We start from the raw sequence: 10687 nt of genomic DNA, 5'->3' as shown, positions 1-10687 counted from the left end.
CGTCCGCGGCCAAACCTCCACCAAACCCTCCTTGACACCCCCGCAAACGCCTTAACTACGCGGCATTGCTTCGGGATCGGAACAAGTTCCGACTCTTGACCCACCCCATCCCGACCAGGGAAAGACGCAGCTACGCGGATCCCGCGGAGGGGACTGAGCCGGTTCAGGGGGCGTCTTCCCGGGGTGGGGCGTACCGAGCGACAGGACTTACTGGGTTGCTCGCCTTGGTTCCTGGCGTGGGATGAACGGCAAGGCGTTGTGTCCGGCAACCACTTCCTGTCCGTCGGTACGCCGGCAGCTCTCGGGGCGGGGTTTCGCCCCGGTGGGTGGTGGTTGCGCCGATCCCGGTGCTGGCGCTGGCGCTGTGGCGGTTCTTCGACCGGTGGCCGGTTGTTCGGCGGCTGGCGGTTTGTAAGGCGCCATCGGCCGAAGGACCCGCCAGTGGGCGACCGGCCCGGCCCAGTCCTGTCTTCTCGGGGCTTGGCGGTCGGTCGCGGGGTGGTTGTGGGGACGGGGGACGCCTTCCGGGGCCAGGTGGTCGGTGGGGTGTGGTTTGTGGGGACCTCGGACAGGTTGTGGGGTCCTGGGACAGGTCATGTTGTGTCGCAGGACCCCACAAGGTGTCCGAGCACCCCACTGGAGGCCGGGTGGGTTGGACTTTGTGCGCCAGGTGGGTGTTTGGAGCGGGCGGCAGCTGCTCGGGTGGTGCACAAAGTGCTGGTTTGGGAGGTCGCTGCCGCCGTGGGGAGTTCGGCTGCCTGGCCGGGCAGCCGAGGCGACCGGCATTGCCCAGCCTGTCTCATATTCTGGGTGGTGAATCTCAGTAAGCGGGCAATCATTCGGCATGGCAGATCTCGATCAGTAGGATTGCGGTCCAGGTCGAGAGGCGCTGCGACGGGCCCACTGGGTTCGCCACGCTCGGCCTGGGGGGTTTGACTGCAAGGGCGCCTCCGGATCTTTTCTGGAGGTGGGCCGAAGGTGAATGAACGTCAGGCGGAGTTGCGCACCCTGCTGGACCAGCGGGTGGCGGTCCTGGACGGTGCCTGGGGCACGATGCTGCAGGGCGCGAAGCTGAGTCCCGAGGACTACCGCGGTGATCGCTTCGCCGACCACACCCACGACGTCGCCGGCGACCCCGACCTGCTGAACCTGATGCGCCCGGACGTGATCCTGGACGTCCACCGGCAGTACCTGAACGCCGGCGCCGACATCACCACCACCAACACCTTCACCGCGACCAGCATCGGCCAGGCCGACTACGGGCTGCAGTCGCTGGTGCGGGAGATGAACCTCGAGGGTGCCCGGCTGGCCCGTCAGGCGGCCGACGAAGCCGGCGGCCGGTTCGTGGCCGGGTCGATCGGCCCGCTGAACGTCACCCTGTCGCTGTCCCCGCGGGTCGAGGACCCGGCGTACCGGGCGGTGTCGTTCGAGCAGGTGCGGGACGCGTACGCCGAGCAGATCTCCGCGCTGGCCGAGGGTGGCGTCGACCTGCTGCTGGTGGAGACGATCTTCGACACGCTGAACGCGAAGGCCGCGATCGCCGCCGCCCGCGAGGTGGCTCCCGATCTGCCGCTGTGGATCTCGGTGACGATCGTCGACCTGAGCGGCCGGACCCTGTCGGGCCAGACCGTCGAGGCCTTCTGGAGCTCGATCGAGCACGCCAAGCCGATGGTCGTCGGGGTGAACTGCTCGCTCGGCGCCGCCGAGATGCGCCCGCACGTCGCGGACCTGGCCCGCTTCGCCGACACGTACGTCGCGTCCCACCCGAACGCGGGACTGCCGAACGCCTTCGGTGGGTACGACGAGACACCCGCGCAGACGGCCGAGATGCTCGCCGAGTTCGCGTCCTCGGGCCTGGTCAACATCGTCGGCGGCTGCTGCGGTACGACGCCCGCCCACATCGAGCGGATCGCCAAGTCGGTGCAGGGGATGGCGCCGCGCGAGGTCGCTCCGGCGAACACCGCCACCCGGTTCAGCGGCCTCGAACCGTTCTCGATCGGTCCGGACACCGGATTCGTGATGATCGGCGAGCGGACCAACGTCACCGGGTCGGCCAGGTTCCGCCGGCTGATCGAGTCCGACAACCACCAGGCCGCGGTGGACGTGGCGCTGGAGCAGGTCCGCGGCGGCGCCAATCTGCTCGACGTGAACATGGACGCCGACCTGCTCGACAGCGAGCAGGCGATGACGACCTTCCTGAACCTGGTCGCGACCGAGCCCGAGGTGGCCCGGATCCCGATCATGATCGACAGCTCGAAGTGGTCCGTGCTCGAGGCCGGGCTGAAGTGCGTGCAGGGCAAGGGCGTGGTCAACTCGATCAGCCTGAAGGAGGGCGAGGAGGAGTTCCTCGACCGAGCCCGGCGGATCCGCGACTACGGCGCCGGCGCGGTGGTGATGGCCTTCGACGAGCAGGGCCAGGCCGACACCGTCGAGCGCAAGGTGGCGATCTGCGGCCGCGCGTACGACCTGCTGACGCAGATCGGCTTCCCGCCCGAGGACATCATCTTCGACCCGAACGTGCTCGCCGTCGCCACTGGGATGTCCGAGCACAACGGCTACGCGAAGAACTTCATCGAGGCGCTGCCGCTGATCAAGGAGCGCTGTCCGGGCGTCCACATCAGTGGCGGGATCTCGAACCTGTCGTTCTCGTTCCGCGGCAACGTCGTGGTCCGCGAGGCGATGCACTCGGCGTTCCTGTACCACGCCGGCCAGGTCGGCCTGGACATGGGAATCGTCAACGCCGGCCAGCTCGCGGTCTACCAGGACATCCCGGCCGACCTGCTGGAACTCGTCGAGGACGTGATCTTCGACCGGCGCGACGACGCCACCGACCGGCTGGTCAGCTTCGCCGAGAACGTGAAGGGCAAGGGCACCCAGCGCGAGATGGACCTGACCTGGCGGGAGGGCTCGGTCGAGGAGCGGCTGTCGCACGCGCTCGTGCACGGCATCGTGGACTTCATCGAGGCCGACACCGAGGAGGCCCGGCTGACCAGGGCCCGGCCGCTCGAGGTGATCGAGGGCCCGCTGATGGACGGGATGAAGATCGTCGGCGACCTGTTCGGCGCGGGCAAGATGTTCCTGCCGCAGGTGGTGAAGAGCGCGCGGGTGATGAAGCGTTCGGTCGCCTACCTCGAGCCGTTCATGGAGGCCGAGAAGGAGCAGGCCCGGCTGGAGGGTCGCGCCGAAGCGGTCCGCGGTCAGGGCAAGGTCGTGCTCGCCACGGTCAAGGGCGACGTGCACGACATCGGCAAGAACATCGTCGGGGTGGTGCTCGGCTGCAACAACTACGAGGTGATCGACCTCGGCGTGATGGTGCCCGCGGCCCGGATCCTCGACACGGCGATCGCCGAGGGCGCCGACGTGGTCGGCCTGTCCGGGCTGATCACGCCGTCGCTGGATGAGATGGTCGCGGTGGCCGCCGAGATGGAGCGTCGCGGCCTCAAGTTCCCGTTGCTGGTCGGCGGGGCGACCACCTCCAAGCAGCACACCGCGGTCCGGATCGCACCGGCGTACGGGAACCCCACGGTGCACGTGCTGGACGCGTCCCGGGTGGTCGGCGTGGTGTCGGACCTGCTCGACGACGGCCGGGCCGAAGAGCTTGCCGTCAGCAACCGTGCGGCCCAGGAGATCCTCCGCGAGCAGCACGCCAATAAGCAGCGCAAGCCGGTGCTGCCGATCGAGCAGGCCCGGGCGAACCGCGAGGAGGTCGCGCACGGCGAGCTGCCGGTACCGGCGTTCACCGGGCTGCGGGTCGAGGAGCCCGACCTGGAGACGCTGCGGGCGATGATCGACTGGCAGTTCCTCTTCCTGGCCTGGGAGTTGAAGGGCAAGTACCCGGCGATCCTTGAGCAGCCGGTCGCCCGCGAACTCTTCGACGACGCGAACAAGTTGCTCGACCAGATCATCGCGGACGGTTCCTTCACCGCGAAGGGCGCGTATGGGTTCTGGAATGCGCACAGCGAGGGCGACGACATCATCCTCGACGACCTGGGCGTCTCCTTCCCGATGCTGCGGCAGCAGACCGAGAAGCCCGAGGGCCGGGACAACCGGTGCCTGGCCGACTACATAGCGCCGGCCGGCGACTACCTCGGCGGGTTCGGCGTCGCCATCCACGGCGCCGAGGAGTTGGCCGCGCGGTACGAGGCGGACAACGACGACTACCGCGCGATCATGGTGAAGGCGCTGGCGGACCGGCTGGCGGAGGCGTTCGCCGAGTGGATTCACCTGCAGGCCCGCAAGGCCTGGTTCGAGCCAGACGCTGAGCCGGTGCTAGAGGACCTGCACGCCGAGCGGTTCCGCGGGATCCGGCCCGCGCTGGGGTACCCGGCGAGCCCGGACCACAGCGAGAAGAAGCAGTTGTTCGACCTGCTCGAGGCGGAGAAGCTCGGCCTCGGCCTGACCGAGTCGTACGCGATGACGCCGGCCGCCGCGGTCAGCGGGCTGATCTTTGCCAGCCCCGCCGCGAAGTACTTCAGCGTCGGTCGCGTCGGCAAGGACCAGATCGAGGACTACGCCGCCCGCCGCGGCATGCCCCTGGCCGAGATCGAACGCTGGCTCCGCCCGAACCTCGCCTACGACCCGGACTGACCACCACGCTGTTTACAGTGACGGGATGACTGTCTCGCTGCGTGCTGCCACCGCTGCCGACGCCGATGCCGTCGCCTCCATCTGGTACGCCGGATGGGGCGACGGCCACTTCGGGAACGTGCCGGAGGAACTCGTTGCCATCCGCACCAAGGAGTCGTTCTGGGAGCGGGTGCCGCCGCGCATCCCCGACACCACCGTCGCGGTCGTGCGTGACGAGGTCGCCGGATTCGTGATGGTGGTGGCCGACGAGGTCGAGCAGGTGTACGTGTCCGGCGAGCATCGCGGTTCGGGCGTCGCCGGGACCCTGATCGCCGAGGCCGAGCGGCAGGTCAAAGCCAACGGGTACGACGAGGCCTGGCTGGCCGTGGCCACCGGCAATGCCCGGGCCAGACGGTTCTACGAGCGCAGCGGCTGGGCCGATGGCGGCGAGTTCGACTATCCGGCGACCACGGAGGCCGGGCCGATCCCTGTGCCCTGCCACCGGTATGTCAAGAAGGTCTGATCACCTGGAGCCGCCTGGTCGCCGGCACGATCAGCAGCAGGGATGCGCAGACCAGGCCGAGTCCGCACGCGAAGATCATCAGCGGGCGCTCGCCTGTCACCGAGGCGAGTGGTCCGGCGAGCGAACGACCCAGCGCCATCGTGACGAGCGACCCGGCGACGTCGTACGCGTAGACCCGGTTGAGTAGGTCGGCGGGGACCTGCGTCTGCACGGTGGTGGACCAGATCACCGACCAGAAGGCGATCCCGCTGCCGGCGATCGCCCAGCCGATCACCACGACGACGAGGTTCGGGCTGAGAGCGGGGACCAGCGGGTAGATCGCGAACAACGCCCAGCCGATCGAGCCGGCGGCCAGCGGCCGGGTCGGGCGCACCCGGATGGCGAGCGTTCCGCCGACGGCACCGCCCGCACCGAAGGCGGCCAGACCGATCCCCAAGGCCGCCGAGTCGAGGTTGGTGACGATGAGTTCCGCGCCGATCGGCAGCGAGACGCCGACGACGAAACACCCGTACAGCAAGAAGATCGTGATCACGCTGAACAACCAGGTACGGGACCGGAACTCGTGCCAGCCCTCCACCAGTTGGGTCAGGAACGACGCCCCCGCCGCGGCTCTGGTCGTCTCCAGCCGTAGCGCGAGCAGGCAGAGCGCGCTGATCGCGTAGGTGGCCGAGTAGATCGCGAAGACGACGCTCGGTCCGGACACGCTGACCAGGACGCCGGCCGCCGCCGGACCGAGCACACCCGCCATCGACTCCGCGATCCGGAGTACTCCGTTGGCGCGCTGCACGTCGTTCGCGACCTGCGGGACCATGCTCGCCACACCGGGCTGGAACATCGCGGTGGCGACACCACTGAGGAACTGCAGCACCACGATCGTGCCGAGCGAGGGAGTGCCGAGGGCGAAGAGCGCGGCCATCCCGGCCTGCAGGACGAACCGCGCGAGGTCGGCGAGCACCATCATCCGGCGAGCGGTGAACCGATCTGCCAGCACGCCGCCGACCAGCATGCACAGGGCCACCGCGGCCAGCCAGGACCCGAGCGCATAGCCGACGCCGCTAGCGCCGTACCCGGCCTGGAGCACGCCGACCGACAACGCCACCGGCAGCATCGCGTCACCCAGCAGCGAGGTGGTGCGCGCCCCGAAGTACAGGCGGAAGTTGGGCGACCACAGCGTCCGCGCCGGTAGGACGACGGTCGGCAGGTCGGTGGCGCAGCTCATTCCGTCGGCTCCTTGAGGACTCATCAGTGACGGCTGATGAGTCAGAAGATATCATCGACGAATGATGCGAGGTCAAGGTGTTCCAGCGCCGCTGATGCTCGAGGTCGGCCGGGCGCTGAGTTGCGAGGTCAGGCTGTCGCTGCTGATGGCGCTGTCCGACGGCGAGGCCACGGTGAGCGAGTTGGTGGACCACACCGGGACCACCCAGCCGAACGTCTCCAACCACCTCGCCGTACTGCGGTCCGTCGGGCTCGTCGCCAGTCAACGCGACGGCCGGACGGTGCACTACGAACTGGCCTCGCCGGAGGTGGGCAACCTGGTCAAGGCCCTGGTCGCCGTCGCCTCGGAGCCGTCGGACCGGGCCTGACCACGCTCTCCGGAGGATTTCCCTGGACTTGGGTGCGGGGGAGCAGCGGTCGGCAAGGACGGGGTTAGTTTGCTTTTGCAAGCTTTCGTCCTTGGAAGAGGGTCATCATGTTCAACCGTTCCTGGCGCCGGCCGTCGCGCCGGCTGCTCCTCACCGGTGTCGCCACCCTGGCCGTCGCCTCCGTCGCCGGCGGTGTCGCGTACTCCGCCGGGGTCGCCTCCCAGCAGCCGGCGATCCAGACGTCGACGCCGCGGTCCGAGAAGCAGGTCACCAACATCGACGTCCTGCGCCAGCAACTCCGCAACTACTACGGGGACCCGCTGGGCACCGGCACGTTCGGCGCGAACAGCAACTACGCCAAGGAGGCGACCTCCGTGGCCGCGTCCGGCAAGCGTTGGCTGACCAGTCGTCACCACACCAGCGGCACCAGGGCGATCCTGCTGGACGTCGACGACACGTCGCTGGCCACCTGGAACTACGAGATCTTCAGCAACTGGGCGTTCAACCCGACGACCAACGGCACGTTCGTCACCGAGCAGCGGTTCCCGGCGGTTCCGGGCATGGTCGACCTGGTGAAGACGGCCGAGCGTGAGGGGTACGCGATCTTCTTCCTGACCGGCCGCGGCGCCGCCCAGGAGCAGGCGACGCTCGGCAACCTGACCGCGGACGGTGTCGGTATCGACGCGGGCTTCCCGAAGCCGACCGGGCTGAGCAACGGTGAGGACGGCCTGTTCACCAAGCCGGCCGTCGCCGACTACCCGGCCTACCTGCAGAAGGCGTGTGCCAACGACCCGAACGGGTCCTGCACCACGATCCACTACAAGTCCGCGACGCGCGCCCACATCGAGTCGCTCGGCTACGACATCGTGGCCAACTTCGGCGACCAGTTCAGCGACCTGAAGGGCGGCTTCGCCGACCGCACCTTCAAGCTCCCGAACCCCAACTACTACTTGCCGTAAGCAACAACTCGTGAGCCGGCCCGGTGCTACGTCGGGCCGGCCAGGAGGCCTCGCAGATGGATCTCGAGGGTCTCCTGGAGGTCAGCGGCGAACTCCATCCGCAGCGCCGCCAGTTCTGGATCGCGGTCGTAGACGGCGAGGATGGCCGACGCGGGGTTGGCGTGGGCCCAGATCGCACCGATCAGCATGCTGGCGGCGGCGATGAACCGTCCGGCGCCCTCCTCGCCCAGCTCGGGCAGAGTGCCGAGCAGGACCCGGACCAGGTCGCGGTAGCCGGCGATCGCGGCGCGCTTGAAGCGCAGTGCCACGTCGGTCGAGATGTTGTGCTCCAGCACGGACGCCTGTGCGCTCACCAGCGCACAGAACATCGGCCTCGACGCCAAGGTCGCCACCACGGTCTCCACCAGCCGCCGCACTCGTGCGTCCAGCGACTCGCCGGCCGCCGGTACTGCGAGCGCTTCCTCGAGTTGCCGTGTCCAGTCGCGCATCTCGGTGTCGAGGAGTTCCAGCAAGACCGCCTCGCGCGACTCGAAGTACTTCAGCACGTTCGACTTCGCCAGCCCCACGCGCCGGCTCAGCTCGTTCAGGCTCAGGTCCGCGACCGGCATCTCGGCCAGCATCGCGGCCGCGGTCTCGAGGATCGCCTCGCGCCGGACGGCCCGCTGCTCCTCGCTGCGAGCGCGCTGGAAAGTCGTCATGGTCACAGTCTACAGACCGCTGGTCTGTTGTCATCAGACCAGCGGTCTGATAGCGTCCTTCATAACAGACCACCAGTCTTTTACTGAAGGAGTGTCCCATGTACGTCGTCCCGGACCAGACCGGCAAGTACGCCGTCGTCACCGGTGCCAACAGCGGCACGGGCAAGGAGACCGTCCGGCGACTGGCCGGCGCCGGAGCCCGCGTGGTGATGGCCGTCCGCACTGTCGCCAAGGGCGAAGCGGCGCGCGCCGAGATCCTCGCGCAGTTCCCGGACGCCCAGCTCGAAGTACGGCGGATCGACCTCGCGGACCTCGCGTCGGTGCGGGAGTTCGCGGACAGTTTGATCGCGGACGGCACGCCGATCGACCTGCTGGTGAACAACGCGGGCGTGATGGCGCCGCCGACCCGGATGGCCACGACCGACGGCTTCGAGCTGCAGTTCGGCAGCAACTTCCTCGGCCCGTTCGCCCTCACGCTGCGGCTGCTCCCGTTGCTGCTGGCCGCGCCGGCTCCGCGAGTCGCCACCATGAGCAGCGGTACGGCGAACTTCGGGCGGATCCACTTCGACGATCTCCAGTGGGAGCGGAGCTACCGGTCGACCACGTCGTACGCGCAGTCCAAGCTGGCGGACCTGATGTTCGCGCACCAGTTGGCGGCGGTGGCGGCCGAGCGCGGGTGGAACCTGATGAGCACGGCGGCACACCCGGGCTACACCAGGACCAACCTGCAGACCGCCGGAGCGAGTCTCGGTCGCGACAAGCTGCCGTGGTGGCACTCGTTCGTGGAACGGTTCAACCCGCTGCCGTCCCAGGGCGTCGAGCAGGGTGCCGAGCCGCTGCTGTTCGCGGCGACGAGTCCTGACGCCAAGGCCGGCGCGTACTACGGACCGGGTCAGCGCCTCGGTCTGGTAGGCCCCACGAAGCTGGCCAAGGCCCCACGCCGATCGCTCGACGCGGAGACCAACGCGCGCCTCTGGTCGGTGGCCGAGAAGCTCACCGGAGTATCGTTCCCGACGGTGGTCCGCTGACGGCGGTGCAGGCTTATCCTGCCGAGATGGACGAATGGTCGAGCGGTGAGATCTACGAGTCGTACGTCGGCCGCTGGAGTCGCGTGGTCGCGAAGGAGTTCGTGGCCTGGCTCGACCAGCCCGAGGGCCTGACCTGGCTCGACGTCGGCTGCGGGACCGGCGCCCTGACCAGCACGATCCTCGGTACTGCGGCCCCGGCGGCGGTGCTCGGCGTGGATCGCTCGGCCGGGTTCGTCGAGTACGCGCGGAAGACCGTGCAGGACGAGCGAGCCCGCTTCGAGGTCCGCGCGGCCGAGGAACTGACGGACGAGTCGTTCGACGTGGTCGTCTCGGGGCTGGTGCTCAACTTCCTGCCGGATCGGGTCGAGGCACTGCGCAAGCTGCGGTCGATCGGGAAGACCGTCGCGGTCTACGTCTGGGACTACGCGGACGGCATGCAGTTGATGAAGTACTTCTGGGACGTCGTTGGTGACCTGCGGCCGGCGGATCGCGAGCAGGACGAGGGACTCAGGTTCCCCTTCTGCAGCGCGGAGGGCTTGGAGGGACTGTTCACCGAGGCCGGGTTCGCGGACGTCACCACCCGGCCGATCGACGTACCGACGGCCTTTGGCTCGTTCGACGACTACTGGAAGCCTTTCCTCGGCGGGCAAGGCGTGGCCCCGGCCTACCTGCGCACTCTCGACGAGGCGGCGCAGGCTGCCGTTCGGGACGTTCTCCGGGACAGGTTGCCGACCAACGCGGACGGCTCGATCGACCTGACCGCGCGAGCCTGGGCGGCCCGAGCACTCAGCTGAGCCAGTCGGAACGGAGCAGGCCGAAGAGCAGGTCATCGGTCCACTCGCCCTTGAACCACGTGTTGGCGTGCCGAAGACCTTCCTGCCGGAAGCCGAGCCTGGTCAGCAGTCGCGCCGACGACTCGTTGCGCGAGTCGCACTCCGCGGACACCCGGTGCAGATTCCGTTCGCGGAAGAGATGGTCGAGCAGTCCCCCGACGGCCTCGGTGGCGTACCCCTTGCCCTGGTACGCAGGCGCGAGGGTGTAACCGAGGTCCGCCTGCCTCAGGTTGTCGTGCAGCTTGAGGCCGATGTCCCCGATCAGAACTCCGTCAAGGTCGATCGCGTACTGGAACCACCCGGCCTGCGTGGGATCCCCTTCTGCGTACTGCGAGACCGTCGCCCGGGCCGTCTCCAGGCTGACGGGCGCGTCCCACGACTGGTAGCGGGCAACTTCCGGCACCGAGCGGTACGCCGCGAATGCGTCCGCATCGCCGGGCTGGAAGCGTCGCAAGGTGAGCCGGTCCGTCGAGATCATCCACCCAGTATCGGCC

At 68.7% G+C, this 10687-nt stretch carries 9 protein-coding genes; 6 read left to right on the top strand and 3 right to left on the bottom strand.

What is annotated here, in order from left to right; all coding sequences use genetic code 11:
* The first annotated feature begins 978 nt into the window (after positions 1–978).
* Both metH and ACFPJ1_RS28790 read left to right on the top strand, forming a co-directional pair.
* On the top strand, positions 979–4587 hold the full coding sequence (gene metH / locus ACFPJ1_RS28795; RefSeq protein ID WP_380108648.1) for a methionine synthase: 3609 nt from the start codon (positions 979–981) through the stop codon (positions 4585–4587).
* A 25-nt stretch (positions 4588–4612) separates the two neighbouring features.
* A complete protein-coding gene (locus ACFPJ1_RS28790) occupies positions 4613–5089 on the top strand; it encodes a GNAT family N-acetyltransferase (RefSeq protein ID WP_380108645.1) in 477 nt (158 codons plus the stop codon).
* On the opposite strand, the gene ACFPJ1_RS28785 is transcribed toward ACFPJ1_RS28790, so the two are convergent.
* The gene (locus ACFPJ1_RS28785; protein ID WP_380108644.1) at positions 5076–6308 is read right to left on the bottom strand and encodes an MFS transporter; all 1233 of its coding nucleotides are present in this window, start codon (positions 6306–6308) and stop codon (positions 5076–5078) included. The genes ACFPJ1_RS28790 and ACFPJ1_RS28785 overlap by 14 nt on opposite strands.
* Positions 6309–6369: 61 nt before the next feature.
* Here ACFPJ1_RS28785 and ACFPJ1_RS28780 point away from each other — a divergent pair, with 61 nt between their 5' ends.
* On the top strand, positions 6370–6675 hold the full coding sequence (locus tag ACFPJ1_RS28780; RefSeq protein WP_380108642.1) for an ArsR/SmtB family transcription factor: 306 nt from the start codon (positions 6370–6372) through the stop codon (positions 6673–6675).
* A 107-nt stretch (positions 6676–6782) separates the two neighbouring features.
* Positions 6783–7634: an HAD family acid phosphatase gene (locus tag ACFPJ1_RS28775; RefSeq protein WP_380108641.1), complete on the top strand. Its 852-nt coding sequence runs from the start codon at positions 6783–6785 to the stop codon at positions 7632–7634.
* A gap of 26 nt (positions 7635–7660) precedes the next feature.
* On the opposite strand, the gene ACFPJ1_RS28770 is transcribed toward ACFPJ1_RS28775, so the two are convergent.
* On the bottom strand, positions 7661–8332 hold the full coding sequence (locus tag ACFPJ1_RS28770) for a TetR/AcrR family transcriptional regulator (RefSeq protein WP_380108639.1): 672 nt from the start codon (positions 8330–8332) through the stop codon (positions 7661–7663).
* A 98-nt stretch (positions 8333–8430) separates the two neighbouring features.
* Between ACFPJ1_RS28770 and ACFPJ1_RS28765 the strand changes: the two genes are divergently transcribed.
* A complete protein-coding gene (locus tag ACFPJ1_RS28765) occupies positions 8431–9360 on the top strand; it encodes an SDR family oxidoreductase (protein ID WP_380108637.1) in 930 nt (309 codons plus the stop codon).
* Between the two features lie 26 nt (positions 9361–9386).
* The gene (locus ACFPJ1_RS28760; protein WP_380108635.1) at positions 9387–10154 is read left to right on the top strand and encodes a class I SAM-dependent methyltransferase; all 768 of its coding nucleotides are present in this window, start codon (positions 9387–9389) and stop codon (positions 10152–10154) included.
* Here ACFPJ1_RS28760 and ACFPJ1_RS28755 read toward each other — a convergent pair.
* A complete protein-coding gene (locus ACFPJ1_RS28755) occupies positions 10147–10671 on the bottom strand; it encodes a GNAT family N-acetyltransferase (protein ID WP_380108634.1) in 525 nt (174 codons plus the stop codon). The two genes, ACFPJ1_RS28760 and ACFPJ1_RS28755, sit on opposite strands and share 8 nt — an antisense overlap.
* Positions 10672–10687: the final 16 nt, after the last annotated feature.

The sequence above is a fragment of the Kribbella qitaiheensis genome (genome assembly GCF_042657745.1).
Taxonomy (GTDB): Bacteria; Actinomycetota; Actinomycetes; order Propionibacteriales; family Kribbellaceae; genus Kribbella; species Kribbella qitaiheensis.
Note: the sequence above shows the minus strand (reverse complement) of the source record. Positions and strands in the feature narration are given on the sequence as shown.

Excerpts from the sequence above, each read along its gene's own strand:
- ACFPJ1_RS28790 (WP_380108645.1), top strand. The coding sequence starts at position 4,613 with ATGACTGTCTCGCTGCGTGCTGCCACCGCTGCCGACGCCGATGCCGTC.
- ACFPJ1_RS28785 (WP_380108644.1), bottom strand. The coding sequence starts at position 6,308 with ATGAGCTGCGCCACCGACCTGCCGACCGTCGTCCTACCGGCGCGGACG.
- ACFPJ1_RS28780 (WP_380108642.1), top strand. The coding sequence starts at position 6,370 with ATGATGCGAGGTCAAGGTGTTCCAGCGCCGCTGATGCTCGAGGTCGGC.
- ACFPJ1_RS28775 (WP_380108641.1), top strand. The coding sequence starts at position 6,783 with ATGTTCAACCGTTCCTGGCGCCGGCCGTCGCGCCGGCTGCTCCTCACC.
- ACFPJ1_RS28770 (WP_380108639.1), bottom strand. The coding sequence starts at position 8,332 with ATGACGACTTTCCAGCGCGCTCGCAGCGAGGAGCAGCGGGCCGTCCGG.
- ACFPJ1_RS28765 (WP_380108637.1), top strand. The coding sequence starts at position 8,431 with ATGTACGTCGTCCCGGACCAGACCGGCAAGTACGCCGTCGTCACCGGT.
- ACFPJ1_RS28760 (WP_380108635.1), top strand. The coding sequence starts at position 9,387 with ATGGACGAATGGTCGAGCGGTGAGATCTACGAGTCGTACGTCGGCCGC.
- ACFPJ1_RS28755 (WP_380108634.1), bottom strand. The coding sequence starts at position 10,671 with ATGATCTCGACGGACCGGCTCACCTTGCGACGCTTCCAGCCCGGCGAT.